Below are 24,304 nucleotides of genomic sequence, written 5' to 3'. Positions count from 1 at the left end.
AATTTAAATTAATAGATATTAATTGCTTAACTTATTGGTTAAAAAGCCGATAAGATGTGATTGAAGTACTTTAATTGGAAATCCATATGAATCTGACAGTAAGCCAACGTATTTGGTGTGGTTTTATATTTATCACATTATTACTCATAATCATTGGTGGTAACTCTTTAATAAAAATAGCGAGCATTGACAGCTCCACCCAACAAGTAAACCAGCTATCATTGCCGGCGCTTAATAGAAGCTCAGAACTTCAAGCTGAATTTATTTTAATGAGTAAAGCGGCTCAAGCGAGTTTTTATACAACCTCAAATGCACAACTAGCACCTATTAAACAAAAAGTGCTTGAGCAAAAAGAAAAATTTAACGCACTGCATGCCGATTTACAGCGAGTAGTACAAGATGACCCTGAGCTTAGCCAAAAAAGCCAAGCAGTAGAAAAAACCTACCTAAGCTTTTTAAGCACAGTAGAGAATCTGTTAGCCGATAAAGATAAACAGCTAGTGCTTAATAAAAAGCTAACTGCACAACTTGAAACAATAGAAATAGCAGCAGAAGATGCAAACTCTGTTGTACTAGACATAACCGATATTACCAACTTTGAGCAAAGCCACCCACGCGCTTATCAAGCCGCTAACAACCTTGAAAACAACTTCATGTCGGTTGTTAGTAATAGCACCGACATGCTCACGGTAAAAACAACAAACACGCTAGATATTGTAAAAAATGAGCAAGCTTATTACTTAGAAGAAGTGATTCGTACCCTTGCATTAATAAAGCCTGCCATTGAGCAAGATAACAACGATCTTTATAGCGATCTTCAAGAGTACGTTGATACGCTAGTAACGAATATCAGCGGCAATAATAGTCTAGCCGCTAATAAGCAGCGCCTTATTGACGCTATCGCACTTACCGAGAAAGAACTTGCTCAATCAGAGCAAGCCACAAACATGGCGCTATCTCAAATTGATGACTTAGTAACCCAAGCAAGTACTGTTGCTTATAAGCTACAAGAAGGCGTACGTAAAGATGTAGACTCTGCAAATTTATGGACATGGGCGGGGATGATAATTGCTACGCTAATAGCCATTGCTATCGCTATTCTTACTGTTAACAGAATCACTAAGCCACTTGCAGAAGTAAATCGTATTTTAGACATTGTGGCCAGTGGCGATATGACCCAACGCTTAGATGATACTGCGAAAGACGAATTTGGCGAACTTTCAAAAAGCTGTAATACCTTAATAGATAGCTTACGTAGCTTAATTAAAGGGATTATTTCTCGCTCAACACAGTTAGCCGCAGCCTCTGAAGAAACCTCAGCAATTACAGGCGAATCAAGCCAAGCTATTCGTAACCAGCAAGCGCAAGTAGAGCAAGCCGCAACAGCCACTACCGAAATGAGTAGTACCTCGCAAACAGTAAGTAATAGTGCTCAACAAGCACTTGACGAGATTAAAAATGCTGATAAAGAAGCTGAGCGCGTTAAAGGTATTTCTCATCAAAATAAAGCGACTATTGAGCAACTTGCCCGTGAAGTTGATGACGCGGCAAGTGTTATTAACAAGCTACATCAAGATAGCGCCTCAATAGGTAGTATTTTAGATGTAATTCGTGGCATTGCAGAGCAAACTAACTTACTGGCACTTAATGCCGCTATTGAAGCTGCACGTGCCGGCGAATATGGTCGTGGCTTTGCTGTTGTAGCTGACGAGGTTCGCTCACTCGCGAGTAAAACTCAAGAGTCGACCCAAGAGATTCAATCTATGATTGAATCGCTACAAAGTGGCGCAGAGGCCGCTGTTACAGCGATGGATAAGGGTAAACAGCAAGCTGTATCGTGTGTTGAACAAAGCGATTTAGCAAGTAGTGCATTAGACTCTATCACGCTCGCCGTGTCGCAGGCACATGACGTAAGTGAAGAAATATCGACCGCAGCACAAGAGCAGCAGCAAGTATCACAAGAGATCAGCGAACGCCTAGAGTCTATTGTGGCCATAGCAGAGCAAACTGCTGAGGGTGCGAATCAAACAAACATTTCAAGCTCAGAAGTTGCCAAACTCGCTGAAGAGCTAAGAATATCGGTAGAAAACTTTAAGGTGTAATTTATACCAATCTTATTACGCCAAAAATCAAAACAATAAAAAACCCGATACTGATTAACAGTATCGGGTTTTTATTTGTTTATTTTAACACTTACCTAGCTGCACGTTGGCGATTCCCACCCACTTTAGGCTTAGTGTTAGCCTTTTTAAATTGGCTAAAACCAGTATGGCGCGTTAGTGCAGGACGCCCACCTTTGCCTTTATTAGCGCCTTTACTTTTTTCATCTCGCCCTTCTTCAGGTACTAAGCAATTCGGGCCTTTACCAATTAAATTAGCTTTACCCATTTTGCGCAAAGCTTCGCGAATTATTGGCCAACCTGATTGGTCGTGATAGCGTAAAATTGCTTTGTGTAAGCGACGCTGGCGAGCTCCCTTTGGTACAGGCACTTGCTCTTTGTTATTTTTAATATTACGCAGTGAGTTCATTTCTGTATGGTAAATGGTGGTTGCATTAGCCATGGGCGAAGGGTAAAAGTTTTGCACTTGGTCTAACTTAAAATCGTTAGATTTAAGCCACATCGCCATGTTTACCATGTCTTCGTCTTTTGTACCTGGGTGAGCAGAAATAAAATACGGTATTAAATACTGCTTTTTACCCGCTTCTTTTGAGTACTTATCAAATAATTCTTTAAATTGATCGTACGCGCCCATGCCTGGTTTCATCATTTTAGATAAAGGACCATCTTCAGTGTGCTCTGGCGCTATTTTTAAATAGCCTCCTACGTGATGCGTTACCAGTTCTTTTACGTAGCGAGGATCTTGCACTGCTAAGTCGTAACGTACGCCAGAGGCAATTAAAATCTTTTTAATGCCTTTTACTTCACGGGCTTTTTTGTATAAATCGATTGTTGGGGTGTGGTCTGTATCCATGTGCTTACAAATATCAGGGTACACACACGATAAACGCCTACATGTACTCTCTGCTTTTTTACTCGTACAACGCAGCTTATACATATTTGCAGTTGGACCGCCTAAATCAGAAATAACCCCCGTAAAGCCTGGGACTTTATCTCTAATTTGCTCAATCTCATCAATAATCGATTCTTGCGAACGACTTTGAATAATTCGCCCTTCGTGCTCAGTAATAGAACAAAATGAGCAACCGCCAAAACAGCCACGCATAATATTAACTGATGTTTTGATCATATCGTAAGCAGGGATTTTTGCATCCCCATAACTTGGATGCGGTATACGTTGATATGGTAAGCCAAATACGTCATCCATTTCATGTGTTTCAAGCGGAAATGCAGGTGGGTTTACCCAAATAGACCGATCGCCATGGCGCTGAAAAAGTGCACGAGCACAACCTGGGTTTGTTTCTTGGTGCAAAATTCGTGATGCGTGAGCGTACAAAGGCTTATTAACACTTACTTGCTCAAATGCAGGGAGCTTAACGTAGGTTTTTTCCCACGGCTTAGGGCGCGCTGGCTGAATAGTAATAGGCTTTGCAGCTTCTGCTTTTAAATCGATACCCGCTTTTTTAAATTCTGACTTGCTACAGCCTACATCATCCGCCCCGTATGGGTTAGGGATCGGGTCTATTTTGCCAATTTTATCAATAGCAGTTGAGTCACTACCACGCCAACCAGGGATTGGCTCTTTACGAATAACCGCCGTACCACGAATATCTTGAATTGTATCCATAGTCTCACCGGCAGCAATACGATGAGCCACCTCAACAAGTGGGCGTTCTGCGTTACCATAAATAAGAATATCGGCTTTGGCATCAAACAAAATACTGCGGCGTACTTTTTCTTGCCAGTAGTCATAATGAGCAATACGACGCAGGCTTGCTTCAATGCCACCAATCACAATTGGCACACCTTTGTAAGCTTCGCGTAAGCGCTGAGAATAAATCATTACAGCGCGGTCTGGACGTTTGCCGCCAACATTACCAGGCGTGTAAGCATCGTCATGGCGCATTCTCTTTTCGGCCGTATAACGATTAATCATCGAATCCATATTACCGGCAGTTACACCAAAAAATAGATTCGGTTTACCAAGTGCCATAAAGGCATCTTTTGATTGCCAGTCTGGCTGAGCAATAATACCTACTCTAAAGCCTTGCGCTTCAAGTACTCGGCCAATCACAGCCATACCAAAACTAGGATGATCTACATAAGCATCGCCGCTGATTATAATAATATCGCAGCTATCCCAGCCGAGTGCGTCCATTTCTTCGCGAGTTGTAGGTAAAAATGGCGCAGTGCCATAACACTCTGCCCAATACTTTGGGTATGAGAATAGCGCGCGTTCAGCTTTAAGAGAGCTCATAATTTTGGCCGTTGAATAACAAAAGGCGCGAATTATATCCTAATACACTGCTTATTTATACAACATTACCTGCGTATATCGCACCTTGCTAGTATGTGGTCTGTTTATATTAGTCTTTTTTATTTCGCGTTTCTATAAACTCTAATAGCTCGTGCTCAGGCATTGGCTTTGCATACATAAAGCCTTGCACTTCATCACACCCTAAGTTTTTTAAAAACTCTGCCTGTTGCTGAGTTTCTACGCCTTCAGCTATGGTTTTTAAGCCTAACTTAGCACCAAGCGATACTACTAACGCAGCAATAGCGCCGGTGTCGTTATCGGGCAAGTCTTTTACAAAAGCGCGGTCTATTTTAAGCCTATCAAGGGGTAGGCTTTGTAAATAGCTCAACGAAGAAAACCCAGTGCCAAAATCATCTATGGCAACCTCTACACCTAGCTCTTTGAGCTCTTTTAACGTATTAATAACCGTTTCCAGCTCATCCATTACCACACTTTCAGTGACCTCTAATTCAATGTTAGCTGGCTTAACGCCGTATTTTTCTAATGTGCTTTTTACAGTTTGTGCATAGCCTTTTACTTTAAACTGAGGAACCGATACATTAACCGCTATACATATTTCCTCACCCAATGCTTCTAAACGCTTTTGCTGCTGACAAGCCTGCTCTAAAACCCACTGGCCAATGTCTACAATAAGTCCAGCATCTTCAGCTAATGGCACAAACACTGCTGGCGATATAAAGCCACCGTCTTCTGATGGCCAGCGCAGTAAGGCTTCACAGCCAATTAAAGATAGGTCATCAAGTGCCAGTTGCGGCTGATACCAAACCTGTAGTTTTTCGCGCGCAAAGTCATGGCGTAGCTGCCTAATAATACCAAGGCGCCATGCCATTTTATCTTGCATATCAATATCGTAATAAACACCCTCTTTGCTTTTAAGTTTTTTTGCTTGGTTTAGCGCTATATAGGCCACCTTAAGCGTATCTAATCCTGTGCTTTGGAAATCTTGCTGTTGGCACAAACCAATCCTAAAATCGATAGGTAACACATGCTCGCCTGCATTAAATGGGGCATTAAGCATGTCGTTACACTGCGCTAAATTAAATTCATCTTGGCGAATAACAAAACCAAATACATCGGCACCTATGCGCGAGAGTAACTTGGCCGTTGGGTAGTTATCTTTTAATCGCTTAACAATTTCAATTAATAAGTAGTTACCAATTTCTTGACCTAAACCACTGTTAATATCTGCAAAGCCAAGCACATCAATTAACACAAAAACATGGTCGTTCACATGTGGCTTTTGAAAGCGCACTACCCGTTCAATAAAGTTAGTCCGGTTAGAAATACCAGTAAGAACATCTTTGTAGGCTGCGTCTCTGAGCTTTACAAATAACCTTACGTTGTCCAAAGCAACACTTACATTTGTTAGAAAAATTTCAGCAAACTGAAGCTGTGCCTCACTTGGTTTATGCTCGCATTCTAAATATATAGCGGCTTTACGATGCTTACTTTTTAAAAGAAACGTTACATTGGAGTCAGTGTGTTGATGCTTTAACGATGAAAAACATTGCTCTACTTGCTCTAAAGCTACGCTATCTACATTAACTAGCTTTTCGCCAAAATAGCTTTCGTAGTGGCCACCACCGCCCAAAACCTGAATAAAATTATCACCATCAAGCTTGCTACAAACCAGCCCTACTGGCTGGCATTCTAATATAATGCCCATATGCTTTATTATTTCTTTGCACAGCACTTTTATATCGGTAAGCCCTAAAATAGACTTTGAAGCCGATACTATGGTATTCATGGCATCACTTTGGTATTCGAGTTTACATACCTGCTCGTATGAGCGAATGGCTGTAATTAATGATGTAACAAGTTTAGAGCGGGTTAACTCTGTTTTTGTTTTATAGTCATTTATGTCGTATTCGCGAATAACTTTTTCTTCTGGGGTATTACCTGCTTGGCCTGTTCTTAAAATAATTCGAACATGTTGGTTATTTAGCTCTTCACGTACACGCTTTACAACTTGTAAACCTGCATCGTCAGACTCCATAACCACATCCAAAAATATCACTGATATAGCATTATTATTTTTAAGTATTTCGATGGCCTCTGCACCTGAGTATGCATCATGAAAACGAAGGCCTGCTCCCCAAAATTCCACACCCGACAAAGCAAGTTTAGTCACCGAATGAATTTCAGGATCGTCGTCAACAATCAAAACATCCCAAAAATCAGTTAATTCTTGGTTTATTTCTTCTTCGTTGTCTGGCGCTAAAAATAAAAAATCGTTTTGCTCTGACGACATTTTCTACCCTTTATCAGTTTAAATACTTAAATAAGCTAATACCTATATACTAGAAAAATATATTTTTGGTTTATAGGTTAATTCATACTATAGTCGATTAATAAAAAGTTGTTATATTTCAAACTAAAAAACTCGTAAAAGGTGTGCTTATTAAACTTCTAAAAACACTAACAAAAACGCTCTTTATTCTGTTGCTAGTACTAATGCTAATTGGCTTAACCCTGCCACAAAATTACAGTGTAAATAAAAGCGTATTAATTGATGCGAAAGTAGCAACGGTTAAATCTTTAGTGGCAGACTTTAGTTTGTGGCATTTATGGTCTCCTTGGCAAAAGGTAGACCCTACAATCACATTTTCTATAGGTGAACCTAGCCGAGGTATTGGCGCGCACCAATCGTGGCAAAATGATTGGGGCCATGGCGAAATGACCATAACCTCATTGACTAATAATCAAATGACCTTTAATGCATTACTCAAAAATGAACATATTATTGAAGGAAAAATTACCTTTACCGAAGAAAATGGCTTCGTAAAGGTAGCGTGTAATATTAAAGGCCAAACAACAACACCACTCGTTTCTGGTTATTTGTCGTTGTTTAGCGAGTACGTTTTGAGTAACACAGTTGCTCTTGGACTTAATAATTTACAAACCGTTGCTCAATTACGCGACGAAAAAACACAGCTGGAAAGTTATGACAGTGAAATCAGCCCAAGCAAGAATTAATCTCGCTAATATTATTGAGTCTTTACTTGGTTACCCTGTAAAAAAAATAACAACGAATACGGGTCAGCCTACTACAGATCAAAGTTATGGCTCTAAGGGGACTTTAAACCCGCTGTATCACATTAATAGCGATAACCCTATTTTGGTTCGCGCTCAAAAGCGCCAAGACTTACTACTTATAAAGCAACAGCAAAACATAGAAACCATACTCGCTAAGGCCATGGGATTTTGTCCCGATGTAGCAAGTAATAAACAGCCTGATGCCGATTGGATTGAGCGTTTTATAGCACTTTGCGAAGATACCTCAAACGAGTCGATGCAAACGCTCTGGGCAAAAATCCTTACCGGTGAAACGCTCAACCCTGGCACCTTTTCAATTAAAAGCTTACAAACGCTAAAACACATGACCCAACGTGAAGCCGATGCCCTGCAAAAGTGTGTATCGCTGAGCAGCTATAATGAAAAAGACGATAGCCACTTCATTTTACTCGGTTTTTATAAAAAGCCTTCACTGTTTGATTTACTGCGTAAAGGCAATAAAGTATCGCTAAATTTAGGTAAAACGGGGATCAGTTTTCCGGATATTTTAACGTTAATGAACTTAAATTTAATTTACAGAAAAGAGATTGAGTCGGCAGTTTTAAAGGCAGGGCAAGAACTTACACTGTCATTTTTATCGCAAAAAGTAACTTTAAAGGCCAAAAGCAGCGACTTGGTATTAAGCTATTACAAGTTTACACAAACTGGGGATGAGCTTTCTAAGTTGATTAACTACCCCATTAATAAAATTTATAAGCAGCTAATTAATAATGCACTGGAGGGAGAATTTGATTTAACGTGGCATGCTAGTAAATAACACACCACGTTATAAGATCACTCATTAAAAGTGAACTTGAATACCTGCAAATGGGCCTGATGCATCAATATCTGTATTAATATCATCAACATCATCAAGCTCTAGCGTCATTGAGCGGTAGCCCGCTTTAACAGCTACATCAACCGCTAGGTTATCTATAAGCTCCCACGCAACACCTACTTGGTAGTCTTGCACTTTGCTATCGTCAATGGCCAAAAAGCTGCCTTCAAAAAACACACTTAAGCCAGTAAATGGTAAGCCTGCTTCGGCACGGCCGTACGCTAGTGGTACAAGGCCCGAAAAATCAACAGTTTCAGAAAAGTTAGTACCGCCTTGTTGAGTAGTACCGGTAACCACTATATCACCATCAAACTGCTTTGCATTTAAGCCTAAATCAATTGAAATTAAATCGTTATCAAAGATTTCGTAATAAAGAATGTAGTCAATATGCGTTAAGTCACTTAGCGTATTTGCAGTTGTACCTACCACATAATCTGAGCCATTAAAGCTAAACGTATCGGTAAGGGTTGCTGAACCGTTAAGCTCAAGCTCTGTGTATTTAAGCTTTAAGTTAGGCACTAGTGGTACTGGGTGCTCAAGCGCCGCGTAGTAGCTTACAAATGTTTCGTCTTCAAAGTTAAAATCTTGTGGTGCGTTATCTTTATAAGAAAACTGACCTTCGTTGTCTGACTTCCAGCCATCAACACCTACATATAAACCTAATAGAGTGTCTGCCTGCGCTGCAGGCGCTAAACATGCCATTGAAAGGGCTGCTGCTAAACAATACTTTTTCATTTTTTATCCTTGAGCTAGTAGTTCGCTAAGTTCGATTAAAGCCGCATTGGCTCTTGAAATATAATTTGCCATTACTAAAGAATGATTTGCCACAAAGCCAAACCCATTCCCGTTTAATATAATTGGGCTCCACACGGTTTCTTGTGTTGCCTCAAGCTCGCGTATAATTTGCTGTAAGCTAACGCGTGCGTTTTTCTTTTCTAGTACATCAGCAAAGTCGTACTCAACCGCTTGTAAAAAGTGTAATAAAGCCCATGTAGCACCGCGCGATTCATAAAATACATCGTCGATTTCCCACCACGATGTTCTTACTTGCTGTTGAAGCGGCGAGTAAGTGGCTTGAGTATTTGATGAGTTACCAGCTAAATCGGTATTTACTTTGTCTTGCCCTACACTTGCGCTTAAACGTTGGCTTAGGCTACCTAAGCGTTTTTCAGCTTCTTTTAACCAACTACGTAAGTTATCTGCGCGAGAATAAAACTGGCTATCTCGCTCATGCTCATTTGAAATTTGCGCGCGATACACCACTAAATAATCAATACCTTTTTGGTATTCACCCTCAGCACTTGGCCACGCCCATGCCTCAGAGCTAATGTTAAATTGGGGCTGCGCTTTTTTAAGTGCTTCATGCTCTGTAGATTGCGACTGGGAGCGGCTAAAATCTTTACGCATAGAAAGTGCTAAGTCACGTACCATTTCAAGTGCGCCATACTCCCAAGCAGGCATATCATCCATAATTACGCTAGGCGGCATAACATCATTTGATAAGTAACCACCTGGTTTTTCAAGTAAGGTACTTGCTACCGTGATAAGTGTTGATGTTGTGGTATAACCCGTTACCATTTTTTCGTTGCGTGCTTGCGCTACTTCTTTTGCATTGGTCACTACGTTAAAGCGGCCAGGCTCCGTGCTCCAATAAACAGCAATAGCGTAAAAAACAATAAGCAGTAAAACCAGTGCACCGATTATTTTTCCTTTATGTTGCGACATTTATCCTCCTAATGATGAGCATGTTGTTTTTTAGATGGCTTTGAATGCGCTGCTTGCGCTTCAAGCGAAACCACTTCGGCATTAGTAAACAAGCGGTTACCGTCACTAAAATATAGCGTGAGTTTACGTTCTTGCCCTACTTTTAGTGGTTCTTGTGGATCAAACACCATTAAATGATAGCCACCAGGCTGAAAGCTGACACTTTCATGTGCTTTAATTGTTACCGCATCAACCTTTTGCATTTTCATCATGCCATTTACATGTTTATGCTCGTGTATTTCTACACGACCTAGGCCATCAATGGTCGCTTTAGTTAAATTAGCTGCTGTACCACCATGATTAGAAATAGTTAAATAGCCAACGCTTGCTTTACTTGCGGGCAAAAACTCTCTTATTTGCGCATTACTCACGGCAAGTTTAGCATCGTCAATATCGTGGCTGTGCCCAGCATGCGCAGCAACCGATGACGAAAATACATTAATCATTAACGCCGAGGCCATAAAAAAGCACTGCTTCATCATCGCTTTATTCCTTGTGAATACATAAAATTTCACTTTAAATTTAACATAGTTAACTAATATTAGTCAGTTAAATTAAGGCTTAAGAGGCCACTTTTTTGTTATCGAGTACTAACCAGCACAGTACCGCTACAAATAATAATGGCCATGCAATCATTACTGAGCCAAATAACAACGCCAGTACAGTACCAACCAGCGCTACAATACCGGCACCAATTAACCCCATAGTGACTAAAGTAACAACAGCTATTACAGCAATAATTGCAATCAGTACCCCAACTAACTCTAACCCTACCCAACTTATATCGGCAATCCACAACGGAAACTGCCATGAGTCAAAATGTATTACCGAAATCATGTCAGTAAAAAATAACAAATATACGACAACACATATTGCTAAGGTTTTCATAGCTATCTCCTAAAGTGCCTGCTCTTCAAGGCAGCAATGGGCAATAAAGTAGCCCAGTGCTACTGCAAACGGAAAACTCAAAAATAGTAAAACAGTCGCTAAACGTGTGGCCCACACCGGAAAATCTAAACGGTGTGCTAACCCACTACATACACCCGATATTTTTTTGTTTAACGAATCTTTGTACCAACCACGTTGTGTTTTAAAACTATTCATTTTTAACTCCTTAAGCGCTTTGCTTGATAGAACTGTCTTGGTTTTGTTTTACACTTGCTTTTAAGCGAGCAAGCTGGGCCTCAATTTCTTCATTTTTAACGAGTGAATCTATTTGCTCAGCCGTTGTTTGTGCGGTATTAGTTAGTTCATACGCTTCAACTTGTGCCTCTATGCCTTCAACCTTTTGCTCTATCATTTCAAATCGTGACAGCGCATGCGCTACCTTGTCACTGTGTAACTGAATACTTACTTTTTCGCGCGCAACAACTACGTCATGGCGTTTCATTAATTGCGCTTGCTTTGCTTTGGCTTGCACAATTTTTTGCTGTAAACGCTCACAATCATCAGTAATTTTAACAACCGACTCTTTCACTACCGTTAGCTGATTATTTTTAGCTGTTATTGCATCAGCAACACGTTGTTTTTCTACTAATGCTGATTTAGCTAAATCATCACGGCTTTTTTCAATAGCCAGCTCAGCTTTGCTTTGCCATACGGTTAAGTCTTTTTCTTTATTCGTTATTTGGCGCTTTAGAGTTTTCTCTTCGCAAAGTAAAGCAGCGGCTGTGCTTCTACATTCGTTAAGCGCATCTGGCATTTCGTTTAGCATTAAATTTAATAGCTTTTCTGGGTCTTCTGCTTTATCCAGCATTGCTACAATATTTGATTGGATCACGTCGTTTATGCGGTTAAATATGCTCATTATTTTGTCCTGTTGTTTTAATTGGTAACAACTAGGAGATTCCAAGACTTATGCCAAGTAACAAAAAATAAAACATTAATATTTAAAAACAGTAAGTTAAACTTAAAAGGGTGCGATTTTAAGTGACCAGAAGCTGAATGCATAAAAGTGTAATTAACTAATATTTTGATCTTTTGACTAAATTTTAGGATCAAAAAAGCCACTAAAAAGTGGCTTAATAAAATAATCTATTCGGCTTAAACTTATTCGGGTACAAAGCTCAGTGCTTTATCCATCACCGATAAGTCTGCCTGTTTACCGTGACCATTTTCAGAGAGGTGACGCCTAAATCCACGAGCACCCGGCTGACCCTGAAAAATCCCCAGCATATGGCGCGCAACATGCCAAAAGTTAGCACCCTCGCGCATTTCATCTTCAATATAGTCATACATTGAGCGCACTACATCGTGGCGTGATTGCGTATTAGCAGTATCACCATAAATTTTTTCATCTACGCTGTTTAATATAAATGGATTACTGTACGCTTCGCGCCCTATCATTACACCATCTATATGCTGTAAATGTTCAAGGCTTTGCTCAATTGTTTTAACGCCGCCATTAATGCTTAAATCAAGTTGCGGGTAGTCTTTTTTAAGCTGATAAACACGCGGGTAATCCAAAGGCGGTACTTCACGGTTTTCTTTAGGGCTTAAGCCATTTAGCCATGCTTTACGCGCATGAATAATAAAGTCATCGCAGCCCACTTTGTGACTGGCTTCAATAAGTGCACATAAAAACTCATACGAGTCTTGCTCGTCTATACCAATACGTGTTTTTACTGTAACCGGAATATCTACTTCGCTTTTCATTGCCGCAACACACTGTGCAACAAGTTCTGGCTCTGCCATTAAACATGCGCCAAAACGCCCGTTTTGTACTCTATCTGATGGGCAGCCTACATTTAAATTAATTTCATTGTAGCCGCGCTCACCGGCAAGCTTTGCACATTTTGCTAATGCATCAGGATCAGAGCCACCTAGTTGCAATGCAACAGGGCCTTCGTGTTTATTAAAGTGAAGGTAATCGCCACGACCAAATAAAATAGCCCCCGTGGTGATCATCTCTGTATACAAAACTGCATGCTTGCTCATCTTACGATGAAAAGTACGACAGTGACGATCAGTCCAATCAAGCATCGGGGCGACACTAAACCTGCGATTCACTGTAGAGCCCGTCATATCTGGCGTTGAAGCCTTATTTGTGTGCATATATGTACCACCTGAACTGCTCTGAATCGCCTGTACTTTCGTTCAATTTCCATATAGGGTGTTCCAAATGCGCCCCATTATTGGTAGGACGATTAAGGAATAATACCATGGCATCAGTAACAATTGATAAACGCCAAAAAGCAAACGGAGAATTTAGTTTCCGATGCACTGTGCGTGTAAAAAAGAATGGCGTGATTATACATAGAGAATCACGAACATTCAGCAAAAAAGAATTAGCAAAGACATGGGGGAAAATACAAAAAGAGGCTGTGGAATTAAATAGCATCGCAAAACAAAATAAAGTAATAACCATTGGCGAACTACTAGACCTTTATTTTAATGATGTTGATTTGTGGGCTAACACTGGAAGAACCAAACGATACGTTATACAAATGCTACGTGATTGTCCTTTAGCCTCAGTTTTATCAAATGAACTTAAAAGTAGTGACTTAGTTAATCACTGTAAAATGCGCAGAGCGGCAGGTGCAGGCGGAGCAACTGTTTATCATGATATTGCCTATTTACGTAGTGTAATGAAAATTGCTCTGCCTGTTTTTGATGTAACGGCTAATTGGAAAATATTTGAAGATGCAGTACCTGTATTAATTGAAATGAAATTAGTTGGTAAAAGCCAAAAGCGTACACGCAGGCCTACTGAATATGAATTAGAAAGACTAATCGAAGCATTAACAGAAAGGCAAAACAAGCAAGGGAGTAATATTCCATTCGTTGATATTCTTAATTTTTCAATACTGACGTGTATGAGAATTGGTGAAGTCTGCGCGATAAAATGGGAAGACTTAAATAAAGAACATAAAACTATAATCGTTCGAGATAGAAAGGATCCAAGAAAAAAGGAAGGCAATCATATGATAGTGCCATTACTGGCGGGCTCATTTGAATTGATAAACAAACAAGAACAAACAGAAAGCAGGATATTTCCGTATAATTCAAAGTCTGTTACAGCAGGATTTCAGCGCGTCAGGAAATCTCTAGGAATTACAGATTTAAGATACCATGATTTAAGAAGAGAAGGTGCGTCAAGACTTTTTGAAAAAGGTTATAGCATTGAAGAAGTAGCTCAAGTGACGGGACATAGAAATTTAAACATATTATGGCAAGTCTACACACAATTGTTTCCACATAAATTACACGATAAATTCAGCACATAAAAAAGCCGCATAATGCGGCTCTTATTCAACAGCTAAAAAGCTACTTAAAACAGAAAGTATAATTTTCTACAAAAATAACTAATTAGCGATATTTATCAAAAGTATATTATCGACCTATTTTAAACCTAAAACACTTTGCCGTCTTAGGATATACCTTCTTCCCAGTACGATAGTGAATAAAATAGTCACAGTATACCCAACCGTCCTTTACAGTATGGTTACTCATATTAGTACCCCTTTATTAATGTTACACCAAAGGCATAATTGATTGTTAATACAACAACATGCCAACCTTTTGCGACTCTTTAGAGAGTCAAAAAACAATGGTTCAATTACCATAATATAATTCCTATGTTTAGGAGCTTTTGTTTTTCAAAGTTGACATTTGGTGTGCTAAAGGGCTAATATAATCTCGCTGGCAAGCTGAGATCTAAGCCATGTCGCTTCCAAAGTGTCAACTTTGATCTTAGAGTTAACCCCTAGTAATTAGGGGTTTATCTCATTTCTTAACTAGTTTAAGTGCGAAAGTTAAAACTCCATCTTTATAGTCTATATCTCCGTTCTCAAACATAGCTTTATTTGTTTCAACGCCACTTTCATCAAATGCCATTTTTAGTAAGTCAGGATGAATATTTTCCTTATATAACATTCTAGTAACTGCCGATGAATGTGGGTTGTTCGCCGTTTGTTGACTTAAAGTCAATCCAGCAGAAGTTTTAATTATTCTGCAAACTTTAAAGTCAGGCGAAAACTGAATATCAACCTTGTCTCTATAACCAAAATTACACTTATCCATAGCTTCTTTGCTAATTTTATAAGTTTGTTCTTCTTTCTTCTCGCCTTTATTATGCGTTATAGATACAGGACTGCCAGATGCTGCCCCTCTAGAATTTGAAACCGCACTTTTGAAGTCTATATTATCAAACATAATCATCTCCTCTAGCTTTTAGTCAGTATAAATACTTTTAAACTTTCGCGCAACAGCAAATCCTCACTAAATTCCAAGATCTCTCCTAAAAATAAACTCAACACACTTTTAAAGCGCTGCATCCTCGCAACACCGCAACCCTGCAACATCGCACCACTGCAACATCGCAACCCTGCAACATCGCACCACTGCAACATCGCACCACTGCAACATCGCAACCCTGCAACATCGCAACCCTGCAAAACCGCAACCCTGCAACCTGCAATAGCGCACTCTTGCAAAAATGCAAACTCTCCGCAAAGTAGCGCCGCAGCGAACCATCAAAAAAATGCACACTCACCGTAACGAAACGCAGTACCGCAACGAACCCTTGCATCAACGCACCTTCACAGCAACACAATATATTCCACTTCACTCCTAGCGACTTTATCACCGTTAGATTTAAAATTAATATTTCAACTCCGCAAGCTAAATAAATTTAGAATGTAATCAGACATTAAAGCTTCTACATTAAAACCTTTATGAAAATAGACATAAAAGCTACGGAAGCATACTTAGTTTTAAAAAATTAAAACCAAAGCTGAGCAAAGGACCATTAGTTGGTGGAATCTACCCCCGTAATACATAACGGGGAACTTCTAGCCAAAGACAACTAACGCACTTCGTTTGTTCAATGACGATTTTTAACGATAAAAAGACATCGTTAATAATACGACATTTAATTTTAAAGAATCTCAGAGTGATTTTATGACTTACAGATAGTAGGAAGTGTGAAGTTAACATGGGGTGTTTTGAGGGGGTTGTTTTAAAACAAGGAAAACAAGCTTTGCTTGCCTTCCTTGTTCGTTGTCCTTGCTCAGGCTTCGCCGTCCGCCTCTCGCGTCAGTCTCCCAAAAGTGATACGTCGACCACATTATTGCTATCAATATCCTGTTGAATATTTTCTACTTTAGAGGGCTCACAATAAATATAATCACTCATTGATTCATATCTCAATTCTAGTAAGCAATCGCTTTTATAAAATATCTTGAACCCCATTTCGTAGAAAAAATCTGAATTAACAGTAAATTCATCAGCACCAGAATACATTTTAAAAACGTAATATCTTTGAATACTGTGTTTAGAGTGGTAAACCGTGCTGATACCACTAACAAAAATAGAAGTAACACCAAAAGGCTCTAAAAGAGAACGAGAAGACGTAAACATATTCTGAAAAGAATCATTACGAAAAGAAACAGAATCAAACGCGTTAATATTTTTTTTAACAGCAGTACTATCTTGATTGTTACCGTACGCAATTTCTTGCGGAATTTTCGAAACATTAGTTTTTTGTACATTCTTAACAGTACTTGTCGTTTGAGGAACTTTATCGCTTGTGTCATCGAGGAAAAAATAAAATAAATAAACAATAAAGGAGATAAGAAAGATAAAGCCAAATAATAAAGAAAATGTAAAAGGCGATTTACCAGCGCCAGACTTAGTATTTTTTCCAGTCGCGGTCGATTTATATAATTTAAAAACATCTAAAGGCACCTTTTTATAACTAACAATATCCGTCTTTGAAGCAGTTAAGCCATTCGTTTTAGGTAAGTGCTCTAAAATTCTAGGCCGCCTTTTAAAGTAAGAAATAGGTATAGCATCTTTACTTGAATGGCAGTACGCAACCTCACAAACTGAACGAATAAAAGAAGACACTTCTTTTATGTCTGGCGTAGCAATGAGAATATCCCAGTTATAATGGCGATGACGCATAAAGCATTCGCGTAGCGTTCTTGGGTATCGTAAATAATCCCTTTCATCAAAAAGGGATTCGCCTATATCATCTTGAAAATCAGTCACGTTAATTGATGACTTTATTGATTTTTGCTCTGCATGATAAATTTCTATAAATTCATCAGGAAGGTGTTCATTGAAGTAACCTTCGTTTTTATAATCGTAATCTGAAGGTTTAAATGACTTATCATTTGGATATATATCTTGAATTTCATCAAGAAATATTAAAGAACCAATGGGTAACCAGTGAAAAAAATTTCGCATCAAGAGCATACCTAAATCATTACCAATTGAAATTCGTAACAACCTAGCTGTATTAGGAAACACTTCATTTAACTCTTTTTGTATGGCCTCCATTGTCTTAATGCCCTGTAGATTAGTTATAACTACACGACCTTGACGAAGCGCTGGAACAATTTCATACCACATTGCAGTGCTAGATTTGTACGAACCAGGAGGGCCATGAAAAATTTTAGTAGCCATTACATTATCCCTGAATAAACCATTCGTGTTATCCAAGCTTCGACAACTAAAGTTAATGACTCAAAAAAGCGCAAATCTGATGCTAGTTGTTTCATATCTTGAGGAAGAGCGGAAATAGCAGAATTAACAAAACTTGATATATCGATAAGATTCAAAAAACTTAAAGCTACTTCATGGGAAAACTTTAACGATTCATACATTGCAAAAAATTTTAACTTAAGTAAGAAAGAGGTCACCCAAATATGAGCTTTATCAATTGACTCCGGAATCGTGACAAATACAAAATTACTTATGTCAGAAAAAAAACTAGATGCAAAACTAAAGAACCCTATAGTGCCATCTACAGAGCTCTCTCCAGATCCAGCTGCGGATATAGATAAAGAGCACAAAGCAAAAACAAAGAATAATAATATTTTCATAATTTAACTCCAGATAAAACAATTGAAAGTGCAAGAAGTGTTGCGAAAAAATAAATGATATTGGCCAAGCCGCCAAAATGCTGGGTTATGCGGGATATTGAAACATCATGCTGTCCCCAAGAGCCTAAATCTAAATTCCTTGCTTGGTAACCAGAGGATGATGATGAAAAGCTAAATTTAGAAGATACAGTATCTTTAAAAGTTATATTGGCAGCTTGTATTAGGTCTTTATAATTTTGTACTTCGCTGTTATTTTCATCAATAGATTGTTGACTAAAAAGTGAAGAATAAGCATTAGAGTTACTTTGGCTAGGTGAGTTTGAAACAGGCTCTTTTAAGTAAGAGAAACCATCATTTATAGCATCAGCAACAGATTGAAGGTTAACAACACTACCATCTTCACCATTAGTGCCTGCTATACCGTCTGCGCCATTTCTACCATTAACACCATCAGCACCATCGATACCATCAGCACCATCAGCACCATCAGCACCATCAGCACCATCAGCACCATCAGCACCATCTACACCATCAGCGCCATCAGCACCATCAGCGCCATCGATACCATCAGCACCATCAGCGCCATCGATACCATCAGCACCATCAAGACCATCAGCACCATCAAGACCATCTACACCATCAGCACCATCAGCACCATCAAGACCATTTTTAACTTGAACTATTTTTTGCCCATCGGGACACGAGTAAAATATTTTATTATTAATTTCATCAACAGAACTTACGAAACAATTTTCATTATTTAGCTCATTTTTAATATCTTCTTTTATGGAATACTCTGATATAAAAGTATCTCCACTTGGACAATTAATAGTAATAGTTCCCTGATGCTTATTGACAGAACATGAAACACCATCCAAGCCATTCACTCCATCTTTACCATCTTGACCGTCTTTACCATCAACTCCAGCTTCTCCAGTTTGCCCTCTCAACCCCCTATCACCTTTAACAGTAGATGTAATTATTGAATCATCTGGTAGCTGGTCAATATCGATAGGGGAACTGTTATCTTCAAATTGAGAGCATGAATATGTCCAATTAGCAGGATCATCGTATTCATAAGACGAAATATAACCAGAGCAAAGAGAAGAACCATAGGAGAAACAGGAGTTTTCGCTATTACATGAAAGACCGCAAATCATGCCTACTGAGCTAGACATATAGCAATCATCTGAATATGTGAAGGTGATATGTTTATTAATTTTATAACCGCTAGGTTTAACATACTCCGCATATAGATTCTTACCTATGATAAAAGCATTGCCATTTAAAGAGTAATTTTCTTCTTGGTAAATGTTTGCAAAAATAGAATAACAACCTAGAAAATCACTACAGGTTTCATTATTAGTCGGGTAATTACCTGAAGTTGCTGTAAAGGCCGCATGAGAGAATGAAGAAATGAAAAGTAAAAAAAAGATTAAGGTTTTCATTACTAAAGAGCCTATAAGTAAGGGAGCTAAGCTCCCTTGGTATTTATAAAAACTATATTAGGAAGCTCTAATGCCAGAAGTGAAACCCTCAAACATTGCATAATAAAAAGCACAAGCAAAAAATATAGTAATAACCATTAACGTTTAAACCATGAAACCATAGCGCCAACACCAAAACCAAGGATTGCGATACCAATAACACCAACAATAACCGCAGTAACATTAGCAGTACCCTCTGCTGATGCTGTTGCAATTTCTGCCGTATAATCAGCAGCAGTAGCTGTGAAATTTACTAAAACACCTGTGACAGCTGAAACTAAAACCACTTTTTTATTGCTTAAATTTTTTATAGAAATCATATTATTTATTCCAAAATTATAATTATTTACCTAACCAGCGAACTATACGACCGCCGAAATGTGACGTTAAGAAAGCCATAATTAGCGCTAACTCAACTATTGCAAAAAGCTCAGCATCAAACTCAAATAGTAAATGCAAAGTTTCTAGCATTTGTTGTAGTGAACCGGACTCCAAATTTGAAAACTCAGCCTGATCCAATAAAACAAATTCAGAACAATCAGTTTCCGCAGTTATAAACAAACGACCTTTAGCATTGGCAACCGCACAAACTGACATAATTATTTATTACCCAAACATTCATCAAAATGTTTTTTAACAGCAGGATCTACAGGTGTTATTTTCGAAATTTCATTTTCGAAAGTATCAGTATTAAATCCAACAACCAGTTCATATTCTTTATTGGAAACAAAAGCCTGTGTATCTATTAGTCGATGTGCATATTTAGCATTAATACTAAGTGACTGTTTACCAAATGGTGTTTCTGTAGATTGACCTACCGATTTACGTTTGAATTTTGGTGCATTAACGTTTTCCAATGGGTAAAGCATTAGTAATAATGCTGATTCTGCATCAGGATTTTTACTTTCAGGAAAGCTAGTAATTTGTAGACCACATAAAATGATTTTGTTAGACATGTTGAACCTCTGTCACGTGATTAATTAATTGTTGGTAGGTAGGAGGTATTCCAAGCTTACCGCCTGTTTCTTCGGGTAAAATTAAACCCATAGTTTTTGATATATCCCCCTCAAAAGCTTCTAATACATCACCCAATGCTCTACCTGCGGAACGACGAACGTGTCGGACACGGGAAGCAACATCGAGACAAATTTCTTTTGCTTTGCTCATTGCTTTAGTTCTTATACCTTTATCTAAATCGACAGATGCAGCAAAGGGACAAAGGCCAGCAAATGTTGCAGCTAAATTAAGTAAACAATCGACAGTCCATTTCTTTAATTCAGCTTCTGAGCGATACCACGAGAAATTATCTTGTTTAATACCTTGCTCTAATTTCTTGTTATAAATACGCCAGTAGATAATTGACTTACGTGAACCGACACAAATCATTTCCTGACTAAATATCTTTTTCATCTTGCTGTCATACTTGTACTTATGGTTTTCATTTATATCCGCTGTAGGACCTCTATCTGAAGTCCTAAACCAACCATCTTTATAAGCTTTTTCAGCATAATCACAGTCGAAATTATTATCGAAATCATCAAAAGCCAAATCAATGCGGCTTAAATGTGTAACTGTAAAAACCTTTGATAACCAGTGATGCATAACGAAAGGTGTTGTATGGCTAAATAAATGCTTACAGCCAGTTCCTGATATTTGAAAATAAACAGTATCTCTTTGCCCCCCAACACCAATAAAGCCAACATCTAGACCGTTAGCTCGTAAGGTCATTGAGTCTTTATAGCCATGCAAACCTCGACCACGCATAGGAGATATTTCAAAACCTAAAACTTTATTCACCCATACCTTTAATGTTTCTTCATAAAAATCTGCCATTAGCATTGAAACCATATTCTTATGGGCTTCATACTGTTCAAGATTTAAAGCCTGACTAGATTTAATAACGGGTGGTTTAGGGTAAAGGCCATTTCGCTTTACGCGTTTAATTTGGGGAATGTTATTGTTTGTAAAAAACGATTTTTTATAACCGGTAACTAATTCTATATCTGGCTTAATTTCACCTGCTTTACGGCAGTAACGAAGTGCTGAAATAGGAAAAGCGAAAGCTAAGTGGTCTATCTTAATTGCATCAGATTTTTCATGAGCCATTAAATTTTCTGCTGTTTGGGTATAGTGATCTTTTTTCTTTTTAACTTGCATTAGATTTTCCCCTGCTCTACCAATTGGTGATAATTATTATTAGTAACTTCAATCAATTCAGAATTGGAAAATTCAAATGAAGCCCAAACATTGAACAAATACAAGGAGCTGAAAAAATCGTAATGACGTTTTCCGTTTAAATCATATGAGGTATTTACCCCCATAATTGGATCGCTCTCGTAGTAAATTTCAATACACATATCAGTTAAGCCATGTGTACTGTTTGCCATTCTTTCGAGGCGATTTGATATTGCTTGTCGATATAAACAGCTAAGTCCTCAACCTTGATAAATACAGGTGAACGTTCAGAGTTTGCTAATCGAAAAGTAGGAACAGGGAAGTCTTGACCTTTTATTTTTTGCATAGCCGTTTTAACTGAAATACCAAAGAATTCCTGACAAACATCTTTCAGATTAATTATTGGCGTTTCAAAGCGAGCCAAAAGTGCAAAATTAGTGTTCATACCAACCCTATCAATATATTTAAAAGACAAAATGCGGATTAAATGTTATAAATCAGAAATATTTTAACGTTAAATCAGGTTGCAGTTACAATAAGTAGCACCAACCGACAAAAAAGATATTATTATTATATTTTGTCAATTTCAATGGCTAAAATGTAATATTTAGAGGGTTTTTTATATGTCATTGAATTCAAATGAAATTTTTTCGAGACTTTTAGAGTTATATGAAACTCAAAAAATGAATGAACTATCAACATTACTTGGTTATAAAGAAAGCTGGGGAGCAGCCACTAGAAAAAGAGGAGGAATACCTTACGAAGCTTGCGTTAATGCGGCAGAAAAATTTAATGTATCTATGGATTACTTACTGTTTGGTAACGACGAAGAAGAGTTATCACTAGGAAAAAATGTAAATAAACTAAAACAATCAATTACAGATGGAGTTTTCAAAGCGATTCAAAAAGGTGTAATTACTCCTGCAGAAGAAGTAAGCATTTCTGAGATAACCCAGACAATATTGAATGAAATGGACTTGAATGTATTTATGGACATAATGATAATGAAACGTAAATAGCAGCTATTATCAAGAATGGCTTTTGACAATTTAAAAATTTTAGAAAAAGCTAATAATATTTAGTCTATATCTTGGCCAATATTAGAGGTTAAAAAAATCCCTTTCATTGCTTGAGGTAAACCTCTTCTATATTCCCAAACTTTCTGATTTTCCCAGTTAGCTATCTCTTTATCTCTAATATATTCACTAAGTCGATGCTTTAAAGGGTGAGCATATTGAGTTAACCGACTATTCTTTCCACCCAAAGACATATTAAAGTTATCTGATCTACTAATAAAATTTTTACTAACAATTTCCCTTTCAAGCTCTTCGGATTCTTCACTAGAATCAAAAATAGCTATAACACTTTTTTCAAAATACTCGAGACCAAACTTTTTTTGAGCAAACACCAACAGTTCGCCCCCTCCCATGTAAGTATTAGAATGAGGGCAACGATCTTTATGTTTTCCGTAATATACAAAGCCTTGGCACTTATAAGGGTAATTACATGTAATTTTGTACACATAGTATTTTAAATTAGGAAGTTTCTTTTTCTCAATATTAAGCCCCAGTTTTTTCCTTAAAATTAATAGAGAAGATTGGTTAAATTCTTTGCCTGAGACGGTTTTTATTCCTCTACGATTTAGCTCTATAATTACATCTTTATAAGTTTTAGAAAAAGCAAACAATTCAAGAATCACATTTTCAATCTTTTGATAATAATCATCCATTTTATTTACTCTTAAGAATCAGGAAAGTAATGTTTAAGGAACCCTGTTAAATTTAATTTTAAAAAGCACGGTGGCTCTTATAGTGTTCCATAATAGGTTTTCAACCCTTAAATATAAGGATGTGTGTCCAATCAAGCATAGGTGCAACTGAAAAACGTCTGTTTAACGTTGGGTTATCTAATGTGCGTTCTTGCAAAGTAAAAGCCTCGGGGATTATAAGGTAAATGCGCCCATAAAAAGGCGCTGTATTTTACACAAAAGCCTAATTAGCATCAATGTTAGCTGTATATTTGTAAACCAAAATAATGAGCTATGCCGTTTAGAATATTAGTTACGGCAACAGAGCTTAAAATAAGTCCCATTATTCTACTTATGATACTCGCGCCGCTATCGCCAATTAATTTATGCACCTGCGTTGCAAGTAATAGTAATACCAATACAACGGCTAACACTATTAACATCATCGATGAGGTCATAACCTGCTCTACCCACGTATACTCTTCGTTGCGGGTCATTAGCACAGCACCTAACATGGCACCGGGGCTTGCAATTGAGGGAATAGCGAGCGGGAAAATAGCGGTTTCGGTGCTATCGCGCACACTTTTTATTTCGGCTTCGGGCTTACTTTCACCAAAAATCATAGAAAGTGCAAAAATAAGTAATACAATACCGCCAGCTATCTGAAAAGCAGAAAGAGGTATTTCAATCGCATTAAGTAATTGCTCACCGGCAATAACAAAAAACAACAAAACCACAGCAGATACGCCCACCGCTTTAAAAATTACTTTTCGTTTAAACTTTTCATCTTCGCCCCGTGTTACAGCTATAAATACAGGCACTGTACCTATAGGGTCTATCACCGCAAAAAAGAAAATAAATATCGCTAATAATTCATGCATTAATGGGTTTCCCGGCTAAAAAGTGTTTAATAAAAACGCTGCAACTACAACACAGTATGTTAGTATATCACGGTAGCGTTAAGGATAAGAGA

General features: G+C 38.1%; 25 protein-coding genes. 5 read left to right on the top strand and 20 right to left on the bottom strand.

Features of this window, described 5'->3' with window-relative positions; translation table 11 throughout:
* The first annotated feature begins 86 nt into the window (after positions 1–86).
* On the top strand, positions 87–2,102 hold the full coding sequence (locus PESP_RS02655; protein WP_089346650.1) for a methyl-accepting chemotaxis protein: 2,016 nt from the start codon (positions 87–89) through the stop codon (positions 2,100–2,102).
* 91 nt (positions 2,103–2,193) lie between these two features.
* Here PESP_RS02655 and PESP_RS02650 read toward each other — a convergent pair whose 3' ends face one another.
* Together PESP_RS02650 and PESP_RS02645 are read right to left on the bottom strand one after the other, a co-directional pair.
* Positions 2,194–4,377: a YgiQ family radical SAM protein gene (locus PESP_RS02650; protein WP_089346649.1), complete on the bottom strand. Its 2,184-nt coding sequence runs from the start codon at positions 4,375–4,377 to the stop codon at positions 2,194–2,196.
* Between the two features lie 109 nt (positions 4,378–4,486).
* A complete protein-coding gene (locus PESP_RS02645; protein ID WP_089346648.1) occupies positions 4,487–6,688 on the bottom strand; it encodes a bifunctional diguanylate cyclase/phosphodiesterase in 2,202 nt (733 codons plus the stop codon).
* Between the two features lie 203 nt (positions 6,689–6,891).
* Between PESP_RS02645 and PESP_RS02640 the strand changes: the two genes are divergently transcribed.
* Complete coding sequence (locus tag PESP_RS02640) at positions 6,892–7,413, top strand: SRPBCC family protein (RefSeq protein ID WP_245852132.1); 522 nt, start codon at positions 6,892–6,894, stop codon at positions 7,411–7,413.
* Positions 7,382–8,269: a TIGR03899 family protein gene (locus tag PESP_RS02635; RefSeq protein WP_089346646.1), complete on the top strand. Its 888-nt coding sequence runs from the start codon at positions 7,382–7,384 to the stop codon at positions 8,267–8,269. Before PESP_RS02640 ends, PESP_RS02635 begins: the two co-directional genes overlap by 32 nt.
* Before the next feature lie 24 nt (positions 8,270–8,293).
* On the opposite strand, the gene PESP_RS02630 is transcribed toward PESP_RS02635, so the two are convergent.
* The 7 genes from PESP_RS02630 to dusA all read right to left on the bottom strand — a co-directional run bounded on the left by PESP_RS02630 (position 8,294) and on the right by dusA (position 13,117).
* Positions 8,294–9,064 (bottom strand): TIGR04219 family outer membrane beta-barrel protein, encoded by a 771-nt coding sequence (locus PESP_RS02630; protein ID WP_089346645.1) that lies wholly within the window; start codon positions 9,062–9,064, stop codon positions 8,294–8,296.
* Between the two features lie 3 nt (positions 9,065–9,067).
* Positions 9,068–10,054, bottom strand: coding sequence for a DUF2333 family protein (locus PESP_RS02625; RefSeq protein ID WP_089346644.1), 987 nt, complete (start codon positions 10,052–10,054; stop codon positions 9,068–9,070).
* Between the two features lie 8 nt (positions 10,055–10,062).
* Entirely contained in the window at positions 10,063–10,575 is a 513-nt protein-coding gene (locus PESP_RS02620; protein WP_089346643.1) for a copper chaperone PCu(A)C, read from the bottom strand.
* Between the two features lie 79 nt (positions 10,576–10,654).
* Positions 10,655–10,981, bottom strand: a complete 327-nt coding sequence (locus PESP_RS02615) for a hypothetical protein (RefSeq protein WP_089346642.1) — start codon at positions 10,979–10,981, stop codon at positions 10,655–10,657.
* A gap of 9 nt (positions 10,982–10,990) precedes the next feature.
* Positions 10,991–11,197, bottom strand: a complete 207-nt coding sequence (locus PESP_RS02610) for a PspC domain-containing protein (protein ID WP_089346641.1) — start codon at positions 11,195–11,197, stop codon at positions 10,991–10,993.
* A 10-nt stretch (positions 11,198–11,207) separates the two neighbouring features.
* Entirely contained in the window at positions 11,208–11,900 is a 693-nt protein-coding gene (locus PESP_RS02605) for a PspA/IM30 family protein (RefSeq protein WP_089346640.1), read from the bottom strand.
* Between the two features lie 242 nt (positions 11,901–12,142).
* Entirely contained in the window at positions 12,143–13,117 is a 975-nt protein-coding gene (gene dusA / locus PESP_RS02600) for a tRNA dihydrouridine(20/20a) synthase DusA (RefSeq protein ID WP_089349087.1), read from the bottom strand.
* Positions 13,118–13,254: 137 nt separating this feature from the next.
* On the opposite strand from dusA, the gene PESP_RS02595 reads away from it, so the two are divergent.
* Positions 13,255–14,319 (top strand): site-specific integrase, encoded by a 1,065-nt coding sequence (locus PESP_RS02595; protein ID WP_089346639.1) that lies wholly within the window; start codon positions 13,255–13,257, stop codon positions 14,317–14,319.
* A gap of 499 nt (positions 14,320–14,818) precedes the next feature.
* Here PESP_RS02595 and PESP_RS02590 read toward each other — a convergent pair whose 3' ends face one another.
* From PESP_RS02590 to PESP_RS02550, 9 genes are all read right to left on the bottom strand, one after another.
* Complete coding sequence (locus PESP_RS02590; protein ID WP_089346638.1) at positions 14,819–15,247, bottom strand: hypothetical protein; 429 nt, start codon at positions 15,245–15,247, stop codon at positions 14,819–14,821.
* A gap of 882 nt (positions 15,248–16,129) precedes the next feature.
* On the bottom strand, positions 16,130–17,503 hold the full coding sequence (locus PESP_RS02585; protein WP_089346637.1) for a zonular occludens toxin family protein: 1,374 nt from the start codon (positions 17,501–17,503) through the stop codon (positions 16,130–16,132).
* Entirely contained in the window at positions 17,503–17,922 is a 420-nt protein-coding gene (locus PESP_RS02580) for a hypothetical protein (RefSeq protein WP_089346636.1), read from the bottom strand. The genes PESP_RS02585 and PESP_RS02580 overlap by 1 nt, the downstream gene beginning before the upstream one ends.
* Positions 17,919–19,370 (bottom strand): collagen-like protein, encoded by a 1,452-nt coding sequence (locus tag PESP_RS02575; RefSeq protein ID WP_179947218.1) that lies wholly within the window; start codon positions 19,368–19,370, stop codon positions 17,919–17,921. Before PESP_RS02575 ends, PESP_RS02580 begins: the two co-directional genes overlap by 4 nt.
* Before the next feature lie 137 nt (positions 19,371–19,507).
* Positions 19,508–19,729: a hypothetical protein gene (locus PESP_RS02570; protein ID WP_245852129.1), complete on the bottom strand. Its 222-nt coding sequence runs from the start codon at positions 19,727–19,729 to the stop codon at positions 19,508–19,510.
* A gap of 22 nt (positions 19,730–19,751) precedes the next feature.
* Entirely contained in the window at positions 19,752–20,006 is a 255-nt protein-coding gene (locus tag PESP_RS02565; protein ID WP_089346634.1) for a hypothetical protein, read from the bottom strand.
* Between the two features lie 2 nt (positions 20,007–20,008).
* Positions 20,009–20,365 (bottom strand): DUF1293 family protein, encoded by a 357-nt coding sequence (locus tag PESP_RS02560; RefSeq protein ID WP_089346633.1) that lies wholly within the window; start codon positions 20,363–20,365, stop codon positions 20,009–20,011.
* The gene (locus PESP_RS02555) at positions 20,358–21,566 is read right to left on the bottom strand and encodes a replication initiation factor domain-containing protein (protein WP_089346632.1); all 1,209 of its coding nucleotides are present in this window, start codon (positions 21,564–21,566) and stop codon (positions 20,358–20,360) included. Before PESP_RS02555 ends, PESP_RS02560 begins: the two co-directional genes overlap by 8 nt.
* 205 nt (positions 21,567–21,771) lie before the next feature.
* A complete protein-coding gene (locus PESP_RS02550; RefSeq protein ID WP_089346631.1) occupies positions 21,772–22,029 on the bottom strand; it encodes a pyocin activator PrtN family protein in 258 nt (85 codons plus the stop codon).
* A gap of 178 nt (positions 22,030–22,207) precedes the next feature.
* Here PESP_RS02550 and PESP_RS02545 point away from each other — a divergent pair, with 178 nt between their 5' ends.
* A complete protein-coding gene (locus tag PESP_RS02545; RefSeq protein ID WP_089346630.1) occupies positions 22,208–22,603 on the top strand; it encodes a helix-turn-helix domain-containing protein in 396 nt (131 codons plus the stop codon).
* Positions 22,604–22,662: 59 nt separating this feature from the next.
* Here the strand turns inward: PESP_RS02545 and PESP_RS02540 are convergent, their stop codons facing one another.
* Positions 22,663–23,313 (bottom strand): GIY-YIG nuclease family protein, encoded by a 651-nt coding sequence (locus PESP_RS02540; RefSeq protein ID WP_089346629.1) that lies wholly within the window; start codon positions 23,311–23,313, stop codon positions 22,663–22,665.
* Positions 23,314–23,591: 278 nt separating this feature from the next.
* Positions 23,592–24,212, bottom strand: a complete 621-nt coding sequence (locus tag PESP_RS02535; RefSeq protein ID WP_089346628.1) for a MarC family protein — start codon at positions 24,210–24,212, stop codon at positions 23,592–23,594.
* Between the last annotated feature and the right edge of the window lie 92 nt (positions 24,213–24,304).

This window comes from Pseudoalteromonas espejiana DSM 9414, from assembly GCF_002221525.1.
GTDB lineage: Bacteria > Pseudomonadota > Gammaproteobacteria > Enterobacterales > Alteromonadaceae > Pseudoalteromonas > Pseudoalteromonas espejiana.
Note: the sequence above shows the minus strand (reverse complement) of the source record. Positions and strands in the feature narration are given on the sequence as shown.

Coding starts and splice junctions, on each gene's coding strand:
- PESP_RS02545 (WP_089346630.1), top strand. CDS start 22,208: ATGTCATTGAATTCAAATGAAATTTTTTCGAGACTTTTAGAGTTATAT.
- PESP_RS02550 (WP_089346631.1), bottom strand. CDS start 22,029: ATGAACACTAATTTTGCACTTTTGGCTCGCTTTGAAACGCCAATAATT.
- PESP_RS02555 (WP_089346632.1), bottom strand. CDS start 21,566: ATGCAAGTTAAAAAGAAAAAAGATCACTATACCCAAACAGCAGAAAAT.
- PESP_RS02640 (WP_245852132.1), top strand. CDS start 6,892: ATGCTAATTGGCTTAACCCTGCCACAAAATTACAGTGTAAATAAAAGC.
- PESP_RS02595 (WP_089346639.1), top strand. CDS start 13,255: ATGGCATCAGTAACAATTGATAAACGCCAAAAAGCAAACGGAGAATTT.
- PESP_RS02575 (WP_179947218.1), bottom strand. CDS start 19,370: ATGAAAACCTTAATCTTTTTTTTACTTTTCATTTCTTCATTCTCTCAT.
- PESP_RS02540 (WP_089346629.1), bottom strand. CDS start 23,313: ATGGATGATTATTATCAAAAGATTGAAAATGTGATTCTTGAATTGTTT.
- PESP_RS02580 (WP_089346636.1), bottom strand. CDS start 17,922: ATGAAAATATTATTATTCTTTGTTTTTGCTTTGTGCTCTTTATCTATA.
- PESP_RS02535 (WP_089346628.1), bottom strand. CDS start 24,212: ATGCATGAATTATTAGCGATATTTATTTTCTTTTTTGCGGTGATAGAC.
- PESP_RS02635 (WP_089346646.1), top strand. CDS start 7,382: ATGACAGTGAAATCAGCCCAAGCAAGAATTAATCTCGCTAATATTATT.
- PESP_RS02620 (WP_089346643.1), bottom strand. CDS start 10,575: ATGATGAAGCAGTGCTTTTTTATGGCCTCGGCGTTAATGATTAATGTA.
- PESP_RS02585 (WP_089346637.1), bottom strand. CDS start 17,503: ATGGCTACTAAAATTTTTCATGGCCCTCCTGGTTCGTACAAATCTAGC.
- PESP_RS02655 (WP_089346650.1), top strand. CDS start 87: ATGAATCTGACAGTAAGCCAACGTATTTGGTGTGGTTTTATATTTATC.
- PESP_RS02615 (WP_089346642.1), bottom strand. CDS start 10,981: ATGAAAACCTTAGCAATATGTGTTGTCGTATATTTGTTATTTTTTACT.
- PESP_RS02590 (WP_089346638.1), bottom strand. CDS start 15,247: ATGTTTGATAATATAGACTTCAAAAGTGCGGTTTCAAATTCTAGAGGG.
- PESP_RS02560 (WP_089346633.1), bottom strand. CDS start 20,365: ATGTCTAACAAAATCATTTTATGTGGTCTACAAATTACTAGCTTTCCT.
- dusA (WP_089349087.1), bottom strand. CDS start 13,117: ATGACGGGCTCTACAGTGAATCGCAGGTTTAGTGTCGCCCCGATGCTT.
- PESP_RS02650 (WP_089346649.1), bottom strand. CDS start 4,377: ATGAGCTCTCTTAAAGCTGAACGCGCGCTATTCTCATACCCAAAGTAT.
- PESP_RS02565 (WP_089346634.1), bottom strand. CDS start 20,006: ATGTCAGTTTGTGCGGTTGCCAATGCTAAAGGTCGTTTGTTTATAACT.
- PESP_RS02610 (WP_089346641.1), bottom strand. CDS start 11,197: ATGAATAGTTTTAAAACACAACGTGGTTGGTACAAAGATTCGTTAAAC.
- PESP_RS02645 (WP_089346648.1), bottom strand. CDS start 6,688: ATGTCGTCAGAGCAAAACGATTTTTTATTTTTAGCGCCAGACAACGAA.
- PESP_RS02570 (WP_245852129.1), bottom strand. CDS start 19,729: ATGATTTCTATAAAAAATTTAAGCAATAAAAAAGTGGTTTTAGTTTCA.
- PESP_RS02625 (WP_089346644.1), bottom strand. CDS start 10,054: ATGTCGCAACATAAAGGAAAAATAATCGGTGCACTGGTTTTACTGCTT.
- PESP_RS02605 (WP_089346640.1), bottom strand. CDS start 11,900: ATGAGCATATTTAACCGCATAAACGACGTGATCCAATCAAATATTGTA.
- PESP_RS02630 (WP_089346645.1), bottom strand. CDS start 9,064: ATGAAAAAGTATTGTTTAGCAGCAGCCCTTTCAATGGCATGTTTAGCG.